The following is a 24,070-nucleotide window of genomic DNA, read 5'->3' on the forward strand; positions in this document are numbered from 1 at the left end:
TATTTTCCGCAAGCGAATACAGTATCTTGTATCCCCTTGCGGTGAAGTCTGCCGTAGGAAGGCCATCCCCCGGGTGGCCGCACATAGGATGGATTACCCTCCATCCGCCTCATGTCCCCTTCGTCTAGAGGCCTAGGACACCGCCCTTTCACGGCGGCGACACGGGTTCGAATCCCGTAGGGGACACCACGCTTCCAGCGTTTCGGCTGGATTTTGCGGGACAATCTGGGACAGATGGATCCGCGGGACACCCGGCGAGACTGTATTCCCGTGGCGACCATCGCCTCCTGGAAGAACCGGAACCGCCAAGTCATTGGCTACCAGGTGAACATCCGGCGTAACAGCCTCCTCACCCAATCCAATCCAAAACCTTTGAGGCCAGGACTGCGCCAAGCGTTGGGCCGCCGAGACGAAATCAAAAATTTCCCGTGGCGCCCTCGTCGGTCGCGCCGAGGCGGAGCGCAACACCCTGGGGATCTGATCCGCCGCTGTCAGGTAGAGATCACGCCCACCAAGCTGGGGACGGCAGGGAGAAAGGCCACCTGGCCATGATCCTGGATGTCCAGACCAGTCTGATGCGGATGACCCTGCTGGCGTCAAAGTGTTAACATAAGGCCCGCCCCGGCCACAGGTGGGGCGGGCCTTCGGCCTGTTCCATATGGGCGTGAGGGGGGCGTCGCCTTGACCTTGCGAGGCCACCTGTGGGCTACGGGCAAAAGAGCGAGGCATGCGCCGGACACATGGATTGCAAGCGCGTCCGCATGGCCTGCGCGCGCTGGTGTTGCGCGCGCCCAAGAAAAACAACCAGATGTCGGGGGAGGTGCGAAATACCATATGAAAACCAACCGGTTGATCTTATGGCGAATATATGTGAAAGATTTTAAATATACATATTTATGATGTAAAAGTATTTATCAACCGCACTTCCCCATGCATGCTGGGGCTGGGCGTGAAGGACGCCGGTCTGATGGCAGGGACAAGGCATGCGGCGGCGGGATTTCCTGGAAGGCATGGCGGGGGTAGGGTTGCTGGCGGGCATGGCACCCGTCCCGGTGGCGCTGGCGGATGCCGGTCCAAGGCGCGGCGGCACCTTGGTCGCCACCATTCCCGGGGAGCCGACGCATCTGGTCTCCGCCTTCGATTCCACCATGACCATCGGCATGGTCGGGGCCAAGGTGCTGGAAGGTCTGGTCACCTACGATCTGGACCTGAACCCGCAGCCGGCGCTGGCCACGGCCTGGGTGGTGGGGGATGGGGGCAAGTCCATCACCTTCACCTTGCGCCAGGGCGTGAAATGGCACGACGGCCACGACTTCACCTCCGCCGACGTGGCCTTCTCCATGATGAAGGTGTGGAAGGCGCTGCACCCCTTCGGCCGCGCCGCCTTCGCCACCGTCACGGGCGTGGACACGCCCGACGCCCACACCGCCATCGTGCGGCTGTCGGCCCCGGCGCAGTACCTGTTCGGCTATCTCAACGTCTACGGCGCCCAGGTTCTGCCCCGGCACATCTATGACGGCACCGACATCCTGACCAATCCCGCCAACGCCGCCCCCATCGGCACCGGCCCCTTCGTCTTCAAGGAATGGCAGCGCGGCAGCCATGTGCGTCTGGCGCGCAACCCCAGCTACTGGCGGCCGGGCCTGCCCTACCTGGACGAGGTGATCTTCCGCTTCATCCCCGACGCCTCCGCCCGCGCCGTGGCCGTTGAATCGGGGGAGGTGCAGCTGGCGCTGGGCGGGGCCATCCTGCCCTCGGCCATCAACCGCTTCGGTGACAAGGGGCGCTATTCCATCAACACGGATGACGGCCGCTACCTGTCGTCCATCACCCTGGCCTTTTTCAACACCCGCCGGCCGCAGTTCGCCGATCGCCGGGTCCGTCAGGCGGTGCTGTCGGCCATCGATCGCGACGCCCTGGTGCGGCTGGTCTATCGCGGCCTGGCCAAGGCGGCGACCGGCCCGGTGCCGTCCACCAACAAGCGCTACTACACCGACAAGGTGCCGGCCTTCCCCTATGATCCCAAAAGGGCGGAGGCGCTGCTGGATGAGGCCGGGTTCAAGCGCAAGGCCGATGGCACCCGTCTCAGCTTGGTGCTGGACATCCCCAGCGCCGACCAGACCCACGCCGCCGACGTGCTGAAGCAGCAGCTGGGCAAGGTGGGCGTGGATGTGCAGATCCGCGCCAGCGACCAGGTGAACTACCTGCGTCGCATCTTCACCGACAATGACTTCGACCTGTCGCTGGTCGGTCTGCACATGCTGCCCGACCCGACGCTGGGCGTGCAGCGGCTGTACTGGTCCAAGAACATCGTCAAGGGCGCGCCCTGGACCAACGGCTCCGGCTACGCCAATCCCGAGCTGGACCAGGTGATGGAAGCGGCGCAGCGGGAGCCGGACGACGCCAAGCGCCAGGCCCTGATCACCCGCTGGCAGGAGATCGCGGCGACGGACGTGCCCATCCTGGATCTGGTGGAACAGGTGTGGGTGACGGTGGCCACCACCCGTTTGCGGCGGCCCACGCCCCAGGGCGACGGCCTGTTCGACACCTTGGCCGACGCGTGGCTGACGGCATGATCGTCCTGTCACCACGCGCCCGCGGCCTCGGCCGCTTCATCCTGGTCCGGCTGGCGCAGGTGGTGCCTGTGGTCCTGGGCATCGCTGTGCTGAATTTCTTCATCCTGCACCTGGCGCCGGGCGACATCGTCGACGTGCTGGCGGGGGATTCCGGCGGCGCCACGCCGGAATACATGGCCGAATTGCGCCATCGCTTCGGCCTGGATCAGCCGGTGTGGGTACAGTTCTACCGTTATCTCCTGAACCTGGCGCAATTCAACTTCGGCTACGCCTACCGCCATGGCATGCCGGTCTTCGCGCTGATCGCCAGCCGCCTGCCGTCCACCCTGCTGCTGATGGGGGTGTCGCTGCTGTTGACGGTGACGGTCAGCACGGCGCTGGGCGTGCTGTCGGCGACCCGGGTGCGCACCTGGGTGGACCAGGGCATTTCCATCCTGGTGCTGGTGGCGCATTCCATCCCCGGCTTCTGGCTGGGCCTGATGGCCATTGTGCTGTTCTCGGCCAAGCTGGGCTGGCTGCCCTCGGGCGGCATGGTCTCGCTGGATCGGGCGGGGCAGGGCTGGGGCGCCCTGGTGCTGGATGTCGCCCGCCATCTGGTGCTGCCGGCGGCGACGCTGGCCGTTTTCTACCTGGCAGTCTACACCCGGCTGGTGCGCTCCTCCCTGCTGGAGCTGCATGGGGCGGATTTCGTCCGCACGGCCCGGGCCAAGGGGGCGGGCGAGGCGCGCGTCATCCTGGTGCATGCCCTGCGCAACGCCCTGCTGCCGCTGGTCACCATGCTGGGCTATCAGTTGGCCTCGCTGCTCAGCGGCTCGGTGGTGGTGGAGTCCGTCTTCGGCTGGCCCGGCCTGGGCCGCCTGATCTTTGACGCCGTGCTGGCTCGGGATCTGAACCTGCTGCTGGGCATCCTGTTCCTCAGTTCCATCCTGGTCACGCTGCTGAACGTGGCGGTGGACGTGGCTTATCGCCTGCTGGACCCCCGCGTCGCGGTCGGGGGGCGGCGATGACGGCGGATATCCTGTCCAAGGTCGAAGGACCCCGCGCCGGCCGGCTGTCCCGGCTGCGGGCACGGCACGGCGGCCTGCGCCCCTTGCTCCTGGGTTTGGTGCTGCCCCTGGGTGTCATCGCCACAGCCACCCTGGTCCGCCTCATCGTGCGCGGCGACCCGTGGGAGATGGCGGGGCCGCCGCTGCTGTGGCCGGGGGAGGATGACCAATTCCCGCTGGGCACCGACGCGCTGGGCCGCGACATCCTGACCGGTATCGCCGCCGGCGCTCCCGTCTCGTTGCTGATCGGCCTGGTCAGCGCCGCGCTGACCGTGGGCCTGGGCATGACCATCGGTGCCCTGGGTGGCTATTACGGTGGCCGGGTGGACGCGGTGCTGATGCGCGTGACAGAGCTGTTCCAGACTGTGCCGCAGTTCATCCTGGCCGTGGTGCTGGTCGCCATCATCAAGCCATCGGTGGCGACCATCGTCATCGCCATCGGCGTCGTCTCCTGGCCGCCCACCGCCCGTCTGATGCGTGCGCAGTTCCTGGCCTTGCGGGAGCGGGAATTCGTGCAGGCGGCCCGCACCCTGGGTATGGGCGACTGGCAGCTGATCCGTACCCAGTTCCTGCCCAACGCCCTGCCGCCCATCATCGTCATGTCCAGCCTGACGGTGGCCCTGGCCATCCAGACGGAGGCGGCGCTGGCCTTTATGGGCCTGGGCGATCCCAACGTCATGACCTGGGGCGGCATGGTCGGGGCGGGGCAGCAGGACCTGATGGGCGCCTGGTACGTCTGCGGCCTGCCGGGCCTGGCCATCCTGGTCACGGTGCTGGCCTTCAACCTGCTGGGGGAATGGCTGAACGACGCCCTGAACCCCCGTCTCGGCGAGCGATAGGAGGGGGCCATGGCACTGCTGGAGGTACGGGGCCTGAAGACCTGGTTCGACACGGCGCGCGGCACGGTCCGCGCCGTGGACGGTGTGGACTTCCATGTCGACCGGGGGGAGACGCTGGCCCTGGTGGGGGAAAGCGGCAGCGGCAAGTCCGTCACCGCCTATTCCCTGTTGCGCCTGCTGGCGCCGCCTGGCCGTGTGGTGGGGGGCCGCGCCTTGTTCGACGGCGTCGACCTGCTGACCCTGGACGCCGCCCGTCTGCGCGCCCTGCGCGGCGGTCGCATCGCCATGATTTTCCAGGAACCGATGACGGCGCTGAACCCCGTCATGACGGTGGGCGCCCAAGTGGCGGAAGCGGTGCGGTTGCACAGTCCCGTCAGCCGGCGCCAGGCCTGGGACCGGGCGGTGGAGCTGCTGGACCGGGTCCGCATTCCCGCCGCCGCCACGCGTGCCCGCAGCTACCCGCATGAGCTGTCGGGCGGCATGCGCCAGCGCGTGGTCATCGCCATGGCGCTGGCCTGCCAACCCGACCTGCTGATCGCGGATGAGCCGACCACCGCGCTGGACGTCACCACCCAGGCGCAGATCCTTGACCTGCTGCGCGACCTGCAGCGTGACATGGGCATGGCCCTGATCCTGATCACCCACGATCTGGGTGTGGTGGCGGAGGTGGCGGATCGCGCCGCCGTGTTCTACGCCGGCAGGGTGGTGGAGCAGGGGCCGGTGGCCGGCCTGTTCGACCGGCCCCGGCATCCGTACACCCGGGGCCTGTTGGCCTCCTTGCGGCTGGAAAATGCGGTGCCCGGCACACGCCTGCCGGAGATCGCGGGCACGGTGCCGTCGCTTCTGGACCTGCCGCCCGGTTGCGCCTTCGCGCCCCGCTGCGGCCAGGCCACCGACGCCTGCCGCCTGGCGACCCCCGTGCTGGCTACCTCTATGTTGGACGGCGGGGATGGATGGCAGGCGGCCTGCTGGGCCGAGGTGCTGTCCATCCCCCGGGCCGAGCGTATCGCGGAATTGGCGCTGTCATGAGCGTGACGACCGACCTGCTGCGCTTCGAGGGCGTGGCCAAGCGCTATGGCGCGGTGCAGGCGCTGGCGGGCATCGACCTGGCCGTGCGCCGGGCCGAGGTGGTGGGCCTGGTGGGCGAAAGTGGCTGCGGCAAGTCCACCCTGGGCAAGGCCGCGGTGCAACTGCTGCCGCTGGATGCGGGCCGGGTCACCCTGGATGGGCAGGACCTGGCGGCACCACTGCCCCGCCAGGACCGCCTGGCCCGTCGCGCCCGTATACAGATGGTGTTCCAGGACCCGATGGCCTCGCTGAACCCCCGTGCCACCGTGGGCCGCACGCTGGAGCAGCCGCTGGCCGTGCATGGGCGCGGCACGGCGGCGGAACGGCGCGAGGCGGTGGCCGCCATGCTGGCCCGCGTCGGTCTGCGGCCGGACATGGCGCAGCGTTATCCCGACCATTTCTCCGGCGGCCAGCGCCAGCGCATCGGCATCGCCCGCGCCCTGATGCTGCGCCCCGATCTGGTGATCTGTGATGAGGCGGTATCCGCCCTGGACGTCTCGGTGCGGGCCCAGGTGCTGAACCTGCTCATGGATTTGCGGGCGGAGATGGGGGCCGCCTACCTGTTCATCTCCCACGACCTGTCCGTGGTGCGGCACATCGCCGACCGGGTGGCGGTCATGTATCTGGGCCGCATCGTGGAAACCGGCACCCGGGATGAGCTGTGGCGGGAGCCGCTGCATCCCTACACCCGCGCCTTGATCGCGGCCGTCCCGTCCAGCGTTCCCGGCACGGCGCGGCGCCCCCCGGCCCTGGCGGGCGATCCGCCGGACGCCGCCAATCCACCCACCGGCTGCGCCTTTCATCCACGCTGCCCCTACGCCACCGCCCGCTGCCGGGAGGAGGCGCCGGTGCTGCGCCCCATGGCGACGGAACGGACTGTCGCCTGCCATCAAGCCTGAATACATTTGTAGTGATAAAAATGTAATTATGTGAGTGTTAAGTTAACAAATATTGATCTAACAGTTTTGTCTTAGTCGATGGATATTGTCCGTAATAGAACGATTATGGCCCCGACTTGTTTTAACGAGAACAGCGCCAAAGAGCGTGACGGGGGTCGGCATGGTTGGACGGTCAGGTGGACTTAATTTTGGGGAACGGCGGCGCCTGCTCTTGACCACGGCGCTGGCGATACTGGCGCTGGCCGCCCCGGCGATGGCGGCGGACCCGCCGGCTCCGGCCACCTCTTCGGACACCACGGCCGGCCCCGCGGCCAGCGGGGATGACGCCAATGATCTGTCCACCATCATCGTCACCGGCACGCGGGAGCGTAAGACCCTGGCGGAAAGCCTGTCGCCGGTCTCCGTGGTCAACAGCGGCGACCTGCTGGCCACCGGCCGACCCAATCTGCGCGATGCCTTGGTGAACCTGGACCCGTCCTTTGACAACACGCCCGGATATCCCGGACAGCTGGGCTTCGCCACCAAGACGGCGTCGTTCCGGGGCCTGGGCGCCAACGAGACGCTGGTGCTGGTGAACGGCAAGCGGCGCCACACCATGTCGTCCATCTTCTTCGGCGGTTCCTGGGCGGGTCAGTCGCCCACGGACATCGACCTCATTCCCACGGCGGCGGTGGACCATATCGAAATCCTGAAGGACGGTGCCGCGGCGCAGTACGGTTCCGACGCCATCGCCGGCGTTTTCAACATCATCCTGAAATCCAATGCCGATGGCGGTGCGGCGCAACTGTCCTATGGGCAGTACGGCAGCAGCGTCGGCCCCTTGGGCAATTTTGGCCGGGGTGGCAGCCTGCTGCTGAACCAGGGCTTCGACATCGGCAAGGGTGGTTTCATCAGCCTCAGCCTGGACGTGGTGGGCAACGACTACACCAACACCGCCGGCTATGTGCCGACGGGGACGACGGCCAAGCCGGTGCTGATCTATCCCCTGCTGGCCAATGGCAGCCAGGACCCGCGGGAGAAGGGCGACCGTTACCGCCAGGTCTCCGGCCTGCCGGAGATCGTGAAGGAGTCCGCGTCCTATAACGCCGAGCTGCCGCTGGGCGACGACGTCACCGCCTATTCCTTTTCCACCTTCTCCCACCGCTACAGCCGCGCCTGGGCCTGGTACCGCCCCAGCAATTCCCAGCAGAACCTGATCCAGGTCTACCCTGAGGGCTACATCCCGCGCGACGTCACCGACGATACGGATTTCCAGGCCACCGCCGGCCTGAAGGGGGCCCTGGCGGGTTGGGACTGGGATCTCAGCACCACCTATGGCCGCGATGACAGCTGGATCGGGGTGGAGAATTCCATCAACACCTCGCTGGGCGTCAACAGCCCGCACAACTTCTATCTCGGCTCCCTCATCAACAGCGAATGGACGACCAATCTCGATGTCCGGCGACCGGTCGATACCGGCCTGTTCTCGGCACCCCTGAATGTGGCGGCGGGGGCGGAGTACCGTTACGACAGCTTTGAAATCAAGGCGGGCGACCCCTCGGCGTACGCCGATGGCGGCTACGTCTTCCCCGTCAGCTACATCTTCCCCAACGGCGGCAAGTCCCTTCCCGGCGCCTCGGCCCTGGGGTCCTACAACCCCACCCAGGCGGGGGAGCATTCGCGTGACAACGGTGCCGCCTACCTGGACTTCAGCCAGAAGCTGACCCCCGAATGGGAAGTGGCGCTGGCCGGCCGGTATGAAAGCTACAGCGACGCCGGAACCACCAGCAGCGGCAAGGTTTCCAGCCGCTACCAGCTGCTGGATGGCCTGGCGGTCCGCGGCACGGCCAGCACCGGCTTCCACGCCCCGACGTTGCAGCAGGAATATTACCGGGGCACGACGCTCAGCTACACCACGCTGACCGACAACTCCATCGTCCAGACCCTCAGCTACTACGCTGCCGTGACCGATCCGCTGGCCAAGGCGGTGGGCGCCGCACCGCTGAAACCGGAGCAGTCGGAGAACTACAGCGTCGGCATCGTTGCCAACCCGCTGCCCGACCTGGACTTCAGCCTGGACGCCTACAGCATCGACATCCGTAACCAGATCGTGCCCATCACCGTGTCGGGTGCCGGTGTCAATGGCACGGCGGTCATGAACCTGCTGCACGCCGCCGGCGTGGTGCCCAACGACGGCCGCTACTACGCCGTGGTTTACGAACGCAACGCCGCCCCCACCCGGACCCAGGGGCTGGATCTCAACCTGCACTATCGCACCCGGTTGGGCGAGATCGGCACCCAGGCGCTGGGTGACGTGCTGTGGGGCCTGCAGGTGAATCAGAGCGTGCATGAGGTGGTATCGGTCAATCCGCTGACCGTGAACCTGGGATCGGCGGTGCAGCCGCTGCCACGGTCCACCTACGGCGCGTTGACGGCGGCCTATCCGCGCAACACCACCCGCGCGTCCGCCACCTGGTTCCTGGATGACTGGGAGACGACGCTGCGCGTGTCGCGCTATTCCTGGACCCGCACCTACAGCGACCGTGGGGCGGCTTATGACGAGATCGTGCGGCCCGCCTACATCTTCGATCTGGACGTGACCTATGCCGTCACCAAGACGCTGAAGGCCTCCATCGGCGGCAACAACATTTTCGACAAGCGGCCGGAGACATTGAGCGCCCTGGCCCAGGCGGCGTCGCCCATCTACCAGACCAACCCCAGCTACAGCTCCGCGTCCATCTACGGGTCGGAGGGCGGCTACTACTACGCCCGCCTGACCTACACGTGGTGACGGGCCACAACCGGAGGGTCCCATGCCCCGCACCCAGTTGAACCTGGTCGCTTTCCTCAGCGGATCCGCCGTCAATGGCGACAGCTGGCGCCACCCCGACAGCGACATCGGCGCCGATCTCGATTTCGGGCGCTACAAGGCCTATGCCCAGGCGCTGGAGCGGGGGAAATTCGACGCCCTGTTCTTTTATGACAATGTCCTTGGCGTTCCGGACCCCGCTTTGCTGACCGCCAACCCTGGCCTGCCACGGTGGGAGCCGCTGACCCTGCTGGCCGCCTTGGCGGTGGTGACGGACCGTATCGGCCTGATCGGTACGGCCAGCACCACCTTCAACGAACCCTACAATCTCGCCCGCCGCCTGGCGTCGCTGGACCATCTCAGCGGCGGCCGCGCGGGGTGGAACCTGGTGACCGCCACCGGCGGGGCGGAGAATTTCAATCTCGACACCCATGTCGACCATGCTGAGCGCTATCAGCGCGCGCATGAATTCCACGACGTGGTCACGGGCCTATGGGACAGCTACGCCGAGGGCGCCGTTGTGAAGGACAAGGCGTCAGGGCGCTGGGCCGACCCGTCCAAGGTCCATGTGCTGAACCATAAGGGCCGCTTCTACCAGGTGCAGGGGCCGCTGAACACGCCTCGCCCCGTGCAGGGGCATCCGGTCATCGCCCAGGCCGGCGCGTCGGATGATGGCAAGGAATTGGCCGGCCGGGTGGGGGAGGTGCTGTACACGGCGGAACATGACATCGGCCTGGCCCGCGCCTTTTACGCCGACGTGAAGGCGCGGGCGGCCCGCCATGGCCGTGACCCCGGCCATGTGCGCATCCTGCCCGGCGTTTCCCCCTTCGTCGGCCGCACGCAAGGGGAGGCGGAGGACAAGTACGAGGATCTGCTGCGGTACCGTGACCAGGTGGCCACCCTGCGTGGCTTGTCCAACTACGCCAGCCTGGGCGTGGACCTGTCCACCTTGCCGTTCGATGAGCCCATCCGGCTGCCGGACGAGATCGCGGAAACCAACAGCCACAAAAGCCGGCAGCGCCTGATGGTGGACTGGATCCGTCAGGATCGCCCCACCGTGCGCCAGTTGTACCGCAAGTTCACCGCCGGCGGTCACCGGGTATTGGTGGGGACCCCGCAAAGCATCGCCGATGATTTCGAGGAATGGTTCACCACCGGCGCCGCCGATGGCTTCACCATCATGTTCCCATCGGCCCCTGCCGGCATTGAGGATTTCGTCACTTTGGTGGTGCCGGAGTTGCAGCGCCGCGGCCTGTTCCGCCAGGATTACCCTGGTCGTACCTTGCGCGATACACTGGGCTTGCCCGTGCCGCGCAACCGCTTTTTCGCATGAGGGACCATGCTGTCAGGGGTGCCCAACTTCCGCGATGCCGGTGGCTATGCCACCCGTCATGGCCGGGCCGTGCGCAAGGGTCGGCTTTATCGGTCAGGCCGCCCCGCCCAGGCCACCGTCTCGGATGTCGCCACCCTGCGTGACCTGGGTGTCGCCACCATCGTCGATCTGCGATGGCCGGACGAGCGGCGCCATCACCCCACCGGCCCATGGGCGGGCGCGTTCGCGGTGGTCACCAGCGATATTGGCGGTGCGGTCGATCCATGGCCAGATTTCTTGCGCGCCAGCGATCTCAGTGCCGCCGCCCTGGAAGAGTATATCCGCCGCTTTTATGCCGAGGCCGCTTTCCAGGCGCGGCATGTCGACCTGTTCGCCCGCTATTTCCAGGCTCTGGCGGATGGACCAGGCGCCCTGCTGGTCCATTGCACCGGCGGCAAGGACCGCACCGGCCTGGTGATCGCGCTCACCCATCATCTCCTGGGCGTCCATCGTGACGATATCCTGGCCGATTATCTGGCCACCAACACCCATTGGCCCTACGAGGTGCATGGCGCCGAGGTCGCGGCTGGCTTGGCCGCCATTCATGGCGCTGTCTTCCCGTCGGAAGCGGCTGTGCGTGCGGTCATGGAGGTGCGGCCCGATTTCCTGGACGGGGCATTCCGGTCGCTCACCGACCGGCATGGGTCGGTTGAGGGCTATATTGAATCAGTGCTGGGCGTATCGCCAGATATGCGGGAGCGGATCGCCGCCCGTTTGACCGGATAGGATCTGGCATCGGTCGCGTGCCCCTGGCCTAGGGGGGCGCCATCGGGGATGATCAGGCGCCCTGTCCGCACCTCGCCCGAGCCCTCATGCCCTTCCATATTCCGCTCGACCGCACCAGTCTGATATCCCTTCAGGATCAAATCTATGCGTATCTGACCCGTCTGATCGAGCAAGGCCATCTGGTCGCCGGCAGCCGCTTGCCGTCCATCAACCAGTTGGCGCAGGGCTGGTCGGTGTCACGCAATACCGTCATCCTGGTTTTGTCGCGGGCGGTTGACGAAGGGTATCTGGAAACCCAGCCGGCACGCGGCACCTTCGTGCATCGCAGTCCCCCGCGGCCCCTGAAGGAGGCGCCGCGTCCAAGCCGCGACACGGCATCGTCCAGCCCCAACGACCTGGTGTTTTTCAACGCCCCGCCCGTGATCCTGCCGGAGGACCATGGCCCTCCCGTTTCTTTCGACCATACGGACGATTATCCGGTGTTCCGTCAGCAAAGCTGGCGCCGGATCACCCAGCAGGTCCTGCTGCGCAACGGCGGGCTTGGTGGGCAGTTCCAGCCCAATCGCGGCATGGTGGCCTTACGCCAGGCCTTGGCGCAGTGGATACAGGTTCATTTTGGCCTCAGGGCGGATCACGAACAGATCCTCATCACCTCCGGTTTGCAGCAGGCCCATGCCATCATCGGGCAACTGCTGATCTCCGCCGGGGACAGGGTGGTGGTGGAAAGCCCTTGTTATGAGGGGAAGCCCATCCTCTACCACAAGGTGGGGGCCGTGGTGGTGCCGGTGCCCGTCGACCGTCAGGGCATAGATCCCAATGGCCTGCCGGCCGGGCCTGTACGGTTGCTGTGCGTAAACCCGGGCAGCCAATTGCCCACGGCCGTGACCATGGATTTGGCCCGGCGTCGTGCCGTCTCCTCCTGGCTGGCCGCCAATGGCGCCTGGCTGGTTGAGGAAACCATGTACGACATGCTGCGGCTGGACGGCCCCGATCTTCCCGTCCTGAGCAACCTGGTCGCGGCGGATCGTGCCATTTTCGCCGGCGTGCTGGCGCCGGTCTTGGGGGCCGGGGTGGCGCTCGGCTTCATGGTGATGCCACCGGCGCTGGTGGATGGCGCCATCCAGGTGAAGCTTGGCATGGATAGTGGCCAATCCTGGCTGGATCAAACGGTCCTGACACGGTTCATCGTGTCCGGCGAACTGGATGCCTATCTGCGGCGCAAGCGCACGCTGCACCGGGCGCGGCGCGATGCCCTGATGCACCATGTCGGGCAGCACCTGCCCACGTTCACGCCTCTGGGGTACGGGTGCGACCGCGCCTCACCTATCTTTTGCCGCCCGGGGCGCCGGACACCACGGTGTTGGCGCAGGCGGCGCAGCGGGTGGGAATTGGCATTGTGGCCCGGCTGGCACCACCCTCCCGCCAGCCACAAGCTGTTTCCCCGGAACGGACCCTGCTCTTCAACTATGCCGCGACCCCAGAGGGTGTGATGGGCGAGGCGGTGGCCAGGCTCGCCACCGCCATCAAGCCGCTCTTAAAAAAACAAACAAATAATGTATAATAAACTGTTACCACAAGATTCTATATAACCGTTACTACCATCAATCCCATGTTTTGGGCATGGTGAATGTCCCGGCGGATGGCGGCTGCGAACAGCGCGAGCGTTCAACAGCCTACGCGGCCGGGACACTCAGGTGCCAGCCATCACCGTCCCCGGACGGTAGGCGGCACCCACGAAACATCCGACAAGCCATTGAATAATGAGACTGCCAGGACCTGGCGGTATCGCTGAGCCGCGCCCCTGACCTGGACCTGATGGGGAAGGTCCGTCTGGGTGGTGTGTATAACCAATATAACTTGTGGATTGATGGGTTCTACAATGCGAATCAAACTGGAGTTCCTGCCGGCCCTGGCCCTGCTCGCTGTCACCGCCCCTACCGTTGGCCACGCCCAGGGCCCGGTCTCTGTACCGGCACCGGAGGTCGAGGGGGCGTCCGACAGTTTGGAAACCATTGTCGTAACGGCCACCCGCCGGACCCAATCCGCCCAAAGCGTGCCGGGCGCGCTGACCGTCGTCAGCCCGGCGGACATCGCCGAGCGTCATCTGGACAGCACGGTGGATATCCCCCGCTTGGCCGCCAATGCGTCGGGCTGGAATATGGACGGCCGGGAACGGCCCCGCTTCTACATCCGGGGCATTGGCAACGGCAACGTCGCCGACAACGCCGTGGGCGCCGTCGCCGTCTACAACGACGAAGTCTATCTCAACAACCTGTCCCTGCAGGGATTCCCCTTGTTCGACCAGGCGCGGGTTGAGGTGCTGAACGGCCCTCAGGGCACGTTGTGGGGCAAGAACGCCACCGCCGGTGCGCTTCAGTTCATTTCCAACGTGCCCGAATTCGAAACATCCGGATCCGCCGCCATCGATCTGGGGAATTTCGGCCAAAGGCGGGGGGAGGTGGTGTTGAACACCCCCCTGGTCGACGATCAGTTGGCCAGCCGGCTGTCGGTGCGCTACGAAAACCAGGACGGATGGGCCAAGGACATCACGACCGGCAAGCAAAGCGGCGATTTCGGGGATCTGGCTGGCCGCTTCCAGATACGGGATCGCATCGCCGAAGGCCGGGAAATCCTGATCAACGTCCACGGCCGGGATTATCTTGGCACCCGCACACCCTATTACGCGTCGCCCGCCAGCAACGTGAACACCCCCTTGCGGCTGGGCGGCTACGACACCACCACGGCGAACGTCAACAGCCGGCAAAAACTGACCCAGATCGGGGCCAGCGCCAAGGTCGATTGGGCTTTCGACGACACACTGAAGCTGACATCCATTTCGGCCGTCGAGCGTGGCGACCGCGAGGGGGTGACCGATACCGACAACACGGCCAAGGAATATGGGCGGGGCTACTACCGCACGCGGCCGACACAGGTCAGTCAGGAATTGCGCCTGGCTTCCGCCACCGATCAGCCCTTCAGCTGGATCACCGGCGCGTATTTCTTCCACGAGGATCTGTCCGACAGGACATCCAGCGCCATCCTGCCGCCGGGGGCGGCAACCACGCCGGCGATCCTGGGCCAGCCCGCGTTCTCGTCCGCCTCATACGACCAGTCGACCAACAGCGCCGCCGTCTTCGGCAACCTGACCTATCGCTTCAACGACCAGTTCTCGATCTCCGGCGGTTTGCGTTGGACCCATGACAACATGGCCATCGACTACACGGGGGTCCAAGGAACGGGCAGCGTCAGCTGGTCGAACCTCACGAACTGGTGGAACCCGTCCTCGGTCTCCAGCCCTCTGAAGCAAGTGGCGCGGCTGTCCACGACCCGCAGTTGGCGTAAGCTGGGCTGGGAAGTGGAGCCGGAGTTCCACCTGACGCCGGACCAGATGTTCTACATCCGCGTGGCCACCGGCTACCGCGCCGGCAATTTCAACACCCAGCTGACGGTCAACCCGACCTCTCCCGGTGCGACACCCTTGCAGGGGCCGGGCGTGGTCAACCCGGAAAGCCTGATCTCCTATGAGGTCGGCTACAAGGCGACCTTGTTCGACAAGCGCCTGGAACTGGCGGTCGATGGCTTCTACGGCGACTACAGCAATATCCAGGTTTCCTGGACCGCGACCAACGCCGCCACCAAGGCCACAGTGATCTCCTTGGCCAATGCGGCGTCCGGCGAAAGTTATGGGGGGGAGTTCAGCTTCAGGGCCCGCCCCACCCAGGCCCTGCTGGTCAGCGGCAATGTCGGCGTTCTGCAGACCCGGTTCACGGACTTCACCGGCCCCAGTTCCGCCTCCCTCAACGGGAACCAGTTCGCCCGCGCACCGCATTTCACCGCCAACCTGGGCGCCGACTACAGCTTTGACACGACGGTGGGTGATTTCAGCGTCGGCAGTAACTGGAACTACACTGGGCATTACTTCTTCATCGTCTCAAATGAAACGGCACCGGCCCTTCAGCAAGACGGCTATTTTCTGGGCGATGTTCATCTACTCTTCGTCCCGAAGAACAGCAATTTCGAGTTCAGTGGCATCATAAACAATATCGCTGACACCCGATACAAGGTTCAGGTCCAGCCATACTCCGCCACGACACAGCTCTTCTACTACCAGTACGGCGCGCCACGCACCTGGCTGGTCTCCGCGAAATATCATTTCTGAGGAGGGCGATAGATGACATCGCAGCCGATTTACGATCTGCACGCCCACTGGTTCAGTGGTTCCACCATCGATTTCCTGCGCGGCCGCTCGGCGGTTCCCCGCATCGAGCAGGTGGGCGACACACTGCGCATTCGTCACAGCGACCGTGACGGCGGTGGCCTGGCCTTAGGCCCCCAGTGGTTCGATGTCGAGGCGCGTCTCAAGCACCTGGATGACAATGGCATCGCCCACCAGTTGATTTCCTGGCCGACCACGCTGGGTGTGGACGCGGCGCTCAGCGCGCAGGAGTCCCTGCCGTTGTGGGAAATATGGAATGACGACGTGGCGGCCCTGGTGTCCCGCCACCCCGGGCGCTTCAGTGGTCTCGCCGCCCTGTCCACCAGCGATATCGCCTGGTCGGTGCGGGAACTGGAGCGCGCCCATACCAAGCTGGGGCTGATTGGCGGCACCCTGCCGGTCAATGGCTTTTTCAGCAAGGAGACGGCGCGGTCTTTCCTGCCCATCTTCGAGGCGGCGCAGCATTTCAAGAGCCATATCTATCTGCACACCGGTTTCGCCCATCCCAGCGTGCCGCACCAGCCGCCCGCCAACACCGGCGCCTTGGGCAACCGTTTGAATTGGCTGTTGGACAGTGCCTGGCATTTCGCCAGCGGCGTCACCACCCTGGCCTTCAGCGACTTCCTGGCGCCGTTCCCCGATGTGACGGTGCAGGTGGCCATGCTGGGCGGGTCCGGCCTCGCCGCCACCGTGGCGGAACAGGCGGAGGCCGCCGGCCTCGTTCCCGATGTGCGGGAGAATTTCCGGCAGATTTGGCTGGATACCGGGGCGGCGGGCAGCGGCAGCGCCGCGATCGCCGCCGCTGTCCGCGTCCTGGGGGCCGACCGCATCGTCTTCGGCACCGACTTCGGACCGGTACCCGACACGGCGCCGGTCATCGGCCGTGTCCGCGCTGCCGCCCGCGATGAGGCGGAGGCCGCGGCCATCTTCGCCGGCAACGCCCAGGCGCTGCTGTCCCGTCACGTCCGTCCCCTTTAAGCCGCCGCACCATAGGAGTGCCCGTTCCATGACCCGCGCCATCATCTCCTACACCCGCTGCCCGGCGGTGCCCACGATCAGCGCCCTGGCCTACAAGTTGGGCCTGTTGCAGGCGGAATTCGCCGATGAGCCGGACATCCAGGTGGACCACAAGTCCGTGGGCTTCTCGCCCAAGATCGATTACGGCCACGACGAACGCTTCTGGATCCGCAACGCCGGGCACGCGCCGGGCCTGTGGAAGCAAGCCCAAGGCGTTGATTCCAAGTTCGTCGGCCTGTCCTTTCTGGACGGGACCTATCCCGTCATCAGCCTGGCGTCGTCCGGTATCAGCGATGTGGCGGCGCTGCGGGGCCGGCGGCTGGTGGTCTTCAAGGGCAAGAGCGCGTTTGATCTTCTGGTCAACCAGCAGCTCAAGATTTACCAGACGACCCTGGCAACCGCCGGGCTGACGTTGGATGACGTGGAACTGGTGACCCTGGCGCCGCCCACGGAATTCCACCAGGTGCCGCCCGGGCAAGCATGGCGACAGCGCTTTTTGGACCTGCTGCAGATTCTGGGCGATAATCAGGCCGATGCCGGCACCTGGCCCGTGCCGCCCGATGCCGGTGACATCCCCGCGTTCAACGTGCTGTACGACACGCGCCTGGCCGCGGACCCCTTGGCGCGGGTGCATCCCGGCGTGCTGCGCGGCGTGGTGGTCAGCGGCCCCTTGCTGCGCGAACGTCCGGACATCGTGGTGCGCGTCCTGGTCCGCCTGCTGGAGGCGGCCGACTTCGCCCTGGCCAATCCCCTGCAGGCGTTGCGCCTGATCGCTGAAGACCTGGCCTTGGCGCCGGAGGCCGTGGCCGCCTATTACGAGAATGTGGCCCAGGGCGTGGCCTTGTCGCTGGAGCCGGTCGACCTTGAGGCCCTGACGGTGCAGAAGGCCTTCCTGCTGAAGCACGGCCTGATCGCCCGCGACCTTGATCTGTCCGACATCGTCGATCCCGCCCCCCTGGCGGAGGCCCGCCGGATATGGGAAGCGCGCCGTGCGGCGGGGAAGGCGGCATGAGCATACCCCTCCCGCTGACGGATGCCCCGGTGGCTGGTTTGGCCGGGGGCATACGCTTTCGACATTGGGCCCTGGTCGTGCTGCTCGCCTTGGGCACGCTCAACGCTTTGGACGGCATGGTCATGGCGGCGCTGATCACCCCGGTCAAGGCCGCGTTGGGCCTGTCGGACCAGGCGATCGGTGTGGTCGTTTCCGTGACCACCCTGGCCGGCATCGTGGGGGCGCCACTGTTCGGCGTTCTGGCCGGCCGGGTGGCGCGCCGGACCCTGTTGGCCGTCGCCGCTGTGATATGGAGCCTGACCTCGGCCGGCGCCGCGTTGGCCGATGGCGTGCTTGCCCTGCTGCTGTGGCGCGGCCTGACGGGGTTCGCCACCGCCGCTTATCACGCCCTGGTTCCTGGGTGGCTCGCCGACCTTTACGACAGCCGTGGCCGTAGCGTCGTGTTCTCCCTGTTCATGCTGCGCAACAAGGTGGGCAGCGCCCTGGCCTTCGGTTTGGGGGCAGCGCTTGCCGCCCATTACGACTGGCATGTCGCGTTCCTGGCCACGGGCCTGCCGGGGGTTATCCTCGCGCTGGCCGTCCTGACCCTGCGGGAGCCGAAGCCGGGGGAGGCGGATGGCGTGAAGGTGGCCGCCCGGGCGCCGACCCTGCGGGAGCAGGCCCGCATCCTCAAGATCGGTGCTTTCAAGGTGCATCTGGTGGCGCTGGTGTTCTTCTACGCCGGTGTGACCACCGCCCAGCTTTGGTTCCCCGCCTACCTGCATCGTGTTTACGGCATCAGCAACCAGGCGGCGGCCGGGTATCTCTCCATCGTCATGATGGCCACGCTGCCAGTGGGCGTTGTCGGTGGCTGGCTGACGGGCAAATACCTGGTTCCCCGCGCCACCGGTGTGGCCGCCTCGCTGGCCATCAGTTCCGGCCTGGCGGCGGTGTTGTTCGTCGGAGCCTTCGCCACCCGCTCACTGCCGCTGGCGCAAGCGCTGGCAGCGGCGGCGATCGTGGCCTTTGGGGCCACGGCCGGCAGCCTCACCCTGCTGGCGGTGGAGACGGTGCCGCCAGCGGCACGCTCCTTCGCCGGTTCCCTGGCGGCCCTTATCTCAACCGGCATTTCCGGCGGCGTGGCCCCCTGGCTGCTCGGCGTCCTGTCCGACCGCTATGGCCTGCCGACCGCCATCTATCTGGGTCCCGCGTGCTATGCCCTGGCCGCCCTGGTCTGGGGCTGGGCCGTGCTGCGCGGCGTCTCCTCCAAAGCCATTTCCTATCAGGGAGTTCCGTCATGAACGATCTTTCCCCCACGGCCATCCGGCCCGACACCGCGCCCCGCACCGAGGAGCCCTATTCCGAGGATTGGGCCGCTCTGGCCAAAAGCCTGGCCGACGAGTTCCGCCCCGGCGCCGCGGCCCGCGACGCCAGCGGCGAATTGCCGGTGGAACAGGTGCGCCGGCTACGGGAAACCGGGCTGGTGAACCTGTTGTATCCCGCGGAACTGGGGGGCGGGGGCGGTTCCATCCACGACGCCGCGCACGCGGTGTATGAAATCGCCCGCGCCGATGCCTCGGTCGGCGCCCTGCTGTGCTTCCACTTCTACAATTCCCTGGTGCCGCTGCTGCTGGACTATAACGGCGCCAACGACCATGTGGCGAAGGAGGCTGCGGCCCGCCGGTGGCAGTGGGGGAACGTCACCCAGTACGTGAACAAGGACTTCGTGGCCGAACCGCATCCGGAGGGGGGCTTCACCATCACTGGAGTGAAGAAGTGGAACACCGGCACGCCGCTGGCGGAACACACGACGCTGCTGCTGGTCCATCCCGACCGCGACCATTACATCTACGCCCACATTCCCACCAACCGCGCGGGCCTGGTCTTCCATGACGATTGGGACCAGATCGGGCTGCGCGGCGCGGATTCCAGCACCTTGACCTTCAATGCCGTCCGCGTTCATGCCGACGAGGTGCTGCACTGGGGGCACGGCGGCGTCCAGGAATTGGTATTGCCGCTGTGGACCACCTTTGGCGCCATCTTCTATTCCGCCGTTTATCTGGGGGCCACGCAAGGGGCCCTGGACGCGGCGCGGGAGTTCGCCACCGGCGCGCGGCGGCAATCCACCTTGCCAGGCGCGCAAGTGACGGCCGATGACGTGCTGGTGCAAAACCATTATGGCCAGCTCTGGATCAAGCAGCAGGCGGCCCTGGCTTACTTCGACCAGATCATTGCCAAAACCCAGGCCTTGTGGGACCGCCGCCACAACTCCACGCCGGAGGATAGGGCGGTGATCGCCACGGAGACGTTGGCGTTGCGCAGCCACTCCTCCAATACCGCGCTGGACATCACCGCCCAGATTTTCGAATTCGGCGGCGGGCGCACCACCAACCGGGCGCTGTCTTTTGATCGTTACTGGCGGGACGTGCGCACCTTGTCGACGCACGACCCCATCACCCTGGCCGTGAAGAACGTTGGGGCCTACGCGCTGTTTGGACGGCCGGTCCAGTACCCATCGCATTTCCAGCCGGTGAAACGGCCGTGACCCCGTGACGCTTTCCGGTGGCGGTTCCTCCGTCGCCGGTTCAACGACGTAGGCCCCTGGAGGGAGCGCGATCCGCCATGATCGCGTTCCATTCCAGGGGCCCTTTCATTTGGCCAGGGCCGTCACAGGCCGGCCACCCTGGGCGTAGCGATTGGCGGGCCGTTCCAGGCCCAGGTTCTCCCGCAGGGTACGGCCTTCATAGTCGGTGCGGAACAGGCCGCGCCGCTGCAACTCCGGCACCACCAGGTCGACGAAGTCGTCCACGCCGCCAGGCAGGTGGGAGAACATGATGTTGAAGCCGTCCGCCCCGCCTTGGTGGAACCAGGCGGCGAAGTCATCGGCCACCGCCTCCGGCGTGCCGATCAGGATGCGGTGGCCACCAGCGGTCAGCTTGCGGAACAGCTGGCGGATGGTCGGGTTCTCCCGCCGGATGAGGTCCAGCACCAGGCGCTGCCGGCTTTTATGGGTATTGGTCTCAGGAATGGTATCGGGCAGGGGCACCGGGCCGTCCAGTGGGTGGGCCGACAAATCCACGCCGATGTTGATGAAGTTGGAAATGCTTTTCAGGCTGGCCGCCGGGTCCAGTAGGTCCTGCAGCTGGTCATACTTCGCCTGGGCCTCGGCCTGTGTCGGCGCGGTGATGACCGACACGCCGGGCAGCACCTTCAGGCTATCGGGGCCGCGTCCGTACTTGGCGGCGCGGCCCTTCACGTCGCGGATGAAGGCCTGCGCCTCCTCCAGCGTCTGGGCGGCCGTGAACACCAGGTCGGCCGTGCGCGCCGCCAGCTCGCGGCCGGGGTCGGAGGATCCGGCCTGGGCCAGCACCGGATAGCCCTGCGGCGGACGGGGGGCGTTCAGGGGACCCTTCACCTGGAAATGCCGGCCCTTGTGGTTCAGGACGTGCAGCTTGCCCACGTCCAGATAGATGCCGCTGTCCTTGTCACCCACCACCGCGCCATCGTCCCAACTGTCCCACAGGCCGGTGATGACGTCGAAGAACTCCTCCGCCCGTTCATAGCGCTGGGCGTGCAGGACGTGGTCGTCACGGTTGTAGTTCTCCCCACCGCCCAGCGACGTCACCAGGTTCCATCCCGCCCGGCCGCCGCTCAGCTGGTCCAGCGAGGCGAAACGGCGCGCCAGGGTGTAGGGCTCGTTGTACGTGGTGTTCGCGGTGGCGATCAGGCCCAGGTGCCGGGTGACCACCGCCAAGGCCGGCAACAGGGTCAGCGGGTCCCAGCGCGTCGCCTGGGTGTTGCGCGCCAGGACGTGCGGGTCCAGTTCCGGCACGCTCACCGTGTCATTCATGAACAGGGCGTCGAATTTCCCGACCTCCAGCTTCTGCGCCACATGGCGGTAGAGGTCGAAGCTGGTGCCGGCATCGGGCGCCACGCCGGGCAGGCGCCAGCTGCCGCCGTGGCTGCCGTTGCCGGTGAGGAAGGCGCCCAGTTTCAGGAAGCGCTGCGTCATGGCCAGGGCCCTTTCCGTCAAAGCGAGACTTTGAGGCGGGTGTAGTAGAAACCGCCATAAAAGCCGAAGGGGGAGATGCTGGAATACGGTGGGAAGCCGTTGGTGTCGGCCACGGTGTTCTTGCTGGGATAGACATCGAAAACATTGTTGGCGCCCACGGCGATGGTCACCCGTTCGGTGATGGCGTAGGCGATGTCGATGTCCGTCAACCAGCGCGGTGCGTAAAACTGGTCATACAACGGGTTCACATTCAGGTAGGCGACCCCGTCGTAGCGGGTTTCCCGCAGGGTCAGGGCCAGGTCGCCCACGGACCATTCCTGGCTCAGGATCAGCTTTGTTTCGGGATTGGCGACGGTGACCGCCCCTTGGGCCGCCCGGTCGAACAGGGTTAGGCCCAGTCCGGCCAGCTGTGTCGGCGTGTCCCTGATCTTGGTGATCCGTGTCTTGTTCCAGTTGAACGCCGCCGTCCATCGCAGGCTGCCAAAGTCATCCAGGTGTTGCAGGTAGCTGGCGACGACGTCCACGCCCTTGGTGCGGGTGTCGATCGCGTTGGTGAAGTACTTGATGTACTGGTTGGGCTGGAAGCCGTTCGCGACCAGGATGGCGTTCACCGCCGACCCCGACAGGAAGCCGGTCTGCGCGATGCGGTTGTCCAGGTCGATCAGGTAGGGGTCGATGGTCACGCTGATGTCGTGGGTCGGCGCCAGGGTCAGGCCGACGCTGTAGCTGGTCGACTCCTCCGGCCGCAGGGGGGTGGCGCCCAGCGCCTTGGCGATGGCGCTGTCCACCTGCACCGACTTCGACGTGATGAACTGGTTGACGCCGTTGACGATGGTGTACTGGTTGGAGGTCTGGGCATAGCCCTCCTGCGCCAGCGAGGGCGCGCGGAAGCCGTTGCTGATGGTGCCGCGCACGGCGATGCCGGGCAGGATCTCATAGCGGGTGGAGATCTTGCCGCTTTCCGTGTCGCCGGCGCTGTCGTCGTAATATTCGGCGCGGCCGGCCAAGTCGACGTACCAGTCCGGCGTGGGGTTGAAGGCCAGGTCGACATAGGCCGCGTAGTTGTTGCGGTCCAGATCGGCCTGGTCACCCGGCGTCACCGTGATGGCGCCCTGGGCCCCCACGGACGCCGGTTTGCCCGCCAGGGAACCGCTGGTGTAGATGTAACCGCCGTTGGCGTAGGACGCCGCATCGCGCGTGATGGTCTGGTAGCGTTCATAGCGATGCTCCACGCCGCCCGACACCTGCACCGGGGCCGTGAGGCCGAAATCCACCTGCCGGGTGACATCCAGGTTGGTGGTCCACTGGCTGAAGACCGAGGTGAAGGTGTTGAAGCTGGTGGGGCTGCTGGGTCCCAGCGAGGCGTTGAGGGTGTTGGTGGCGCCGTTGTCGACGGTGTCGCGGCCATAGGTGGAGCTGAGGTCCCAATCCCAGCCGCCGGCCTTGCCCTTCAGGCCGGCCAGGCTTTGGAAGTCCTCCTCCGACAAGGTGTAATAGGGAACGAAGCCGTCGGGGTAGATGGCTGTCACGTCGTTGGTGGAATTGGGACGGCGGAAGTTCTGGCCGATGAAGGCGTCGCGCTTGCTGACGGTGCTGAAGGAATAGGCGGTGATGGCGTCGGTCAGCGGCAGCTCGGCGTTGTAGGAGACGTCGGCCTTCCAGTACTTGGGCAGGCCGCCGCCGAACACCGTCTTGTTCACGGTGGCGTCGCGCGGGTCCGCCTTTCCGCTGACGGTGTCATAAAAGGCGCCGGTGGCGGCCACCGACCGGGTGGCGGCACGGTCACGGCGGGCATCCACGGCCAGATCGATGAACCCGCCGCCGGGCAGGGCGAAGGCGTGCTCCAGGCTGGCTTGCAGGCTCTGGCCATCGACATGGCCGTCATAGCTGTAGGGCTCACGCTGGCCGGCGGTGGCGGTGAAGGTGCCGCCTTGGTCGTTGGATTTCAGGATGATGTTGATCACGCCGGCGATGGCGTCGGAGCCATATTGGGCGGCGGCGCCGTCGCGCAGGATTTCAACATGACCGATGGCGCCTTGCGGAATCAGGTCGATGTCCACCGGGTTGGCGCCATTGTCCAGGTTGCCGGACGTCAAGTTGATGAGTGAGCTGTTGTGCCGCCGCTTGCCGTTGACCAGCACCAGGACGTGGGCGCCGCTGAGGCCGCGCAGGCCCGCCGGGCGCACCAGGCTGTCCCAGGAGGAACTGCTGACGGTCTGCGTTTGGAATGACGGCACCAGCGTGCTCAACGCGTCGCGCAGGCTGGTGTTGGCGCCCAGGGCCTGCAATTCATCGCCGGAGAAGACATCGATGGGGGCGGGGCTGTCGGCCACCGTGCGGCCGCGCCCGCGAATGCCGGTCACGACGATGACATCGCCGATGTCGCCCGCGGCGTCGGCCGCCGGTCCGGCCGCGTCAGGGGCGCTTTGTTGCGCGCTGGCGGTCACGGGCAGCAGCAGCGGGCTGGTCAGCAAGGCGGTGGTCAGCAAAAGGAGGGTCGAAGGACGGCGGCGCACGGGA

General features: G+C 66.2%; 16 protein-coding genes and 1 tRNA gene. 15 read left to right on the forward strand and 2 right to left on the reverse strand.

Annotated elements, in window-relative coordinates:
* Positions 1-113: 113 nt before the first annotated feature.
* From UAA55_RS14675 to UAA55_RS14745, 15 genes are all read left to right on the forward strand, one after another.
* Positions 114-189, forward strand: a tRNA-Glu gene (locus UAA55_RS14675).
* Between the two features lie 794 nt (positions 190-983).
* Positions 984-2,576 carry an ABC transporter substrate-binding protein gene (locus UAA55_RS14680; RefSeq protein WP_322953620.1) on the forward strand — a complete coding sequence of 531 codons (1,593 nt, stop codon included), beginning with the start codon at positions 984-986 and terminating at the stop codon, positions 2,574-2,576.
* Entirely contained in the window at positions 2,561-3,583 is a 1,023-nt protein-coding gene (locus UAA55_RS14685; protein ID WP_322953622.1) for an ABC transporter permease, read from the forward strand. Before UAA55_RS14680 ends, UAA55_RS14685 begins: the two co-directional genes overlap by 16 nt.
* Positions 3,580-4,461, forward strand: a complete 882-nt coding sequence (locus UAA55_RS14690) for an ABC transporter permease (RefSeq protein ID WP_322953625.1) — start codon at positions 3,580-3,582, stop codon at positions 4,459-4,461. Before UAA55_RS14685 ends, UAA55_RS14690 begins: the two co-directional genes overlap by 4 nt.
* 9 nt (positions 4,462-4,470) lie before the next feature.
* The gene (locus UAA55_RS14695; RefSeq protein WP_322953626.1) at positions 4,471-5,490 is read left to right on the forward strand and encodes an ABC transporter ATP-binding protein; all 1,020 of its coding nucleotides are present in this window, start codon (positions 4,471-4,473) and stop codon (positions 5,488-5,490) included.
* A complete protein-coding gene (locus UAA55_RS14700) occupies positions 5,487-6,428 on the forward strand; it encodes an ABC transporter ATP-binding protein (protein ID WP_322953628.1) in 942 nt (313 codons plus the stop codon). The genes UAA55_RS14695 and UAA55_RS14700 overlap by 4 nt, the downstream gene beginning before the upstream one ends.
* A gap of 211 nt (positions 6,429-6,639) precedes the next feature.
* A complete protein-coding gene (locus UAA55_RS14705; protein WP_322953630.1) occupies positions 6,640-9,198 on the forward strand; it encodes a TonB-dependent receptor plug domain-containing protein in 2,559 nt (852 codons plus the stop codon).
* 22 nt (positions 9,199-9,220) lie between these two features.
* Positions 9,221-10,549, forward strand: a complete 1,329-nt coding sequence (locus tag UAA55_RS14710) for an LLM class flavin-dependent oxidoreductase (protein WP_322953632.1) — start codon at positions 9,221-9,223, stop codon at positions 10,547-10,549.
* Positions 10,550-10,555: 6 nt separating this feature from the next.
* Positions 10,556-11,314, forward strand: coding sequence for a tyrosine-protein phosphatase (locus UAA55_RS14715; protein ID WP_322953633.1), 759 nt, complete (start codon positions 10,556-10,558; stop codon positions 11,312-11,314).
* Positions 11,315-11,400: 86 nt separating this feature from the next.
* The gene (locus tag UAA55_RS14720) at positions 11,401-12,804 is read left to right on the forward strand and encodes an aminotransferase-like domain-containing protein (RefSeq protein WP_322953635.1); all 1,404 of its coding nucleotides are present in this window, start codon (positions 11,401-11,403) and stop codon (positions 12,802-12,804) included.
* Positions 12,805-13,193: 389 nt separating this feature from the next.
* Positions 13,194-15,473, forward strand: coding sequence for a TonB-dependent receptor (locus UAA55_RS14725; protein WP_322953636.1), 2,280 nt, complete (start codon positions 13,194-13,196; stop codon positions 15,471-15,473).
* 12 nt (positions 15,474-15,485) lie between these two features.
* A complete protein-coding gene (locus tag UAA55_RS14730) occupies positions 15,486-16,508 on the forward strand; it encodes an amidohydrolase family protein (protein ID WP_322953638.1) in 1,023 nt (340 codons plus the stop codon).
* Positions 16,509-16,536: 28 nt separating this feature from the next.
* Complete coding sequence (locus UAA55_RS14735) at positions 16,537-17,559, forward strand: aliphatic sulfonate ABC transporter substrate-binding protein (protein ID WP_322953639.1); 1,023 nt, start codon at positions 16,537-16,539, stop codon at positions 17,557-17,559.
* Entirely contained in the window at positions 17,556-18,839 is a 1,284-nt protein-coding gene (locus UAA55_RS14740; protein ID WP_322953640.1) for an MFS transporter, read from the forward strand. Before UAA55_RS14735 ends, UAA55_RS14740 begins: the two co-directional genes overlap by 4 nt.
* Positions 18,836-20,083, forward strand: a complete 1,248-nt coding sequence (locus UAA55_RS14745; RefSeq protein WP_322953641.1) for an acyl-CoA dehydrogenase family protein — start codon at positions 18,836-18,838, stop codon at positions 20,081-20,083. The genes UAA55_RS14740 and UAA55_RS14745 overlap by 4 nt, the downstream gene beginning before the upstream one ends.
* A 105-nt stretch (positions 20,084-20,188) precedes the next feature.
* On the opposite strand, the gene UAA55_RS14750 is transcribed toward UAA55_RS14745, so the two are convergent.
* Both UAA55_RS14750 and UAA55_RS14755 read right to left on the reverse strand, forming a co-directional pair.
* Positions 20,189-21,550 (reverse strand): LLM class flavin-dependent oxidoreductase, encoded by a 1,362-nt coding sequence (locus UAA55_RS14750; RefSeq protein ID WP_322953642.1) that lies wholly within the window; start codon positions 21,548-21,550, stop codon positions 20,189-20,191.
* A 17-nt stretch (positions 21,551-21,567) separates the two neighbouring features.
* Positions 21,568-24,066, reverse strand: coding sequence for a TonB-dependent receptor plug domain-containing protein (locus tag UAA55_RS14755; RefSeq protein ID WP_322953644.1), 2,499 nt, complete (start codon positions 24,064-24,066; stop codon positions 21,568-21,570).
* Positions 24,067-24,070: the final 4 nt, after the last annotated feature.

Origin of the sequence: Nitrospirillum guanabarense, from assembly GCF_034653355.1 — a bacterium.
GTDB lineage: Bacteria > Pseudomonadota > Alphaproteobacteria > Azospirillales > Azospirillaceae > Nitrospirillum.

Excerpts from the sequence above, each read along its gene's own strand:
- UAA55_RS14700 (WP_322953628.1), top strand. The coding sequence starts at position 5,487 with ATGAGCGTGACGACCGACCTGCTGCGCTTCGAGGGCGTGGCCAAGCGC.
- UAA55_RS14715 (WP_322953633.1), top strand. The coding sequence starts at position 10,556 with ATGCTGTCAGGGGTGCCCAACTTCCGCGATGCCGGTGGCTATGCCACC.
- UAA55_RS14695 (WP_322953626.1), top strand. The coding sequence starts at position 4,471 with ATGGCACTGCTGGAGGTACGGGGCCTGAAGACCTGGTTCGACACGGCG.
- UAA55_RS14750 (WP_322953642.1), bottom strand. The coding sequence starts at position 21,550 with ATGACGCAGCGCTTCCTGAAACTGGGCGCCTTCCTCACCGGCAACGGC.
- UAA55_RS14740 (WP_322953640.1), top strand. The coding sequence starts at position 17,556 with ATGAGCATACCCCTCCCGCTGACGGATGCCCCGGTGGCTGGTTTGGCC.
- UAA55_RS14745 (WP_322953641.1), top strand. The coding sequence starts at position 18,836 with ATGAACGATCTTTCCCCCACGGCCATCCGGCCCGACACCGCGCCCCGC.
- UAA55_RS14730 (WP_322953638.1), top strand. The coding sequence starts at position 15,486 with ATGACATCGCAGCCGATTTACGATCTGCACGCCCACTGGTTCAGTGGT.
- UAA55_RS14690 (WP_322953625.1), top strand. The coding sequence starts at position 3,580 with ATGACGGCGGATATCCTGTCCAAGGTCGAAGGACCCCGCGCCGGCCGG.
- UAA55_RS14710 (WP_322953632.1), top strand. The coding sequence starts at position 9,221 with ATGCCCCGCACCCAGTTGAACCTGGTCGCTTTCCTCAGCGGATCCGCC.
- UAA55_RS14680 (WP_322953620.1), top strand. The coding sequence starts at position 984 with ATGCGGCGGCGGGATTTCCTGGAAGGCATGGCGGGGGTAGGGTTGCTG.
- UAA55_RS14725 (WP_322953636.1), top strand. The coding sequence starts at position 13,194 with ATGCGAATCAAACTGGAGTTCCTGCCGGCCCTGGCCCTGCTCGCTGTC.
- UAA55_RS14735 (WP_322953639.1), top strand. The coding sequence starts at position 16,537 with ATGACCCGCGCCATCATCTCCTACACCCGCTGCCCGGCGGTGCCCACG.
- UAA55_RS14720 (WP_322953635.1), top strand. The coding sequence starts at position 11,401 with ATGCCCTTCCATATTCCGCTCGACCGCACCAGTCTGATATCCCTTCAG.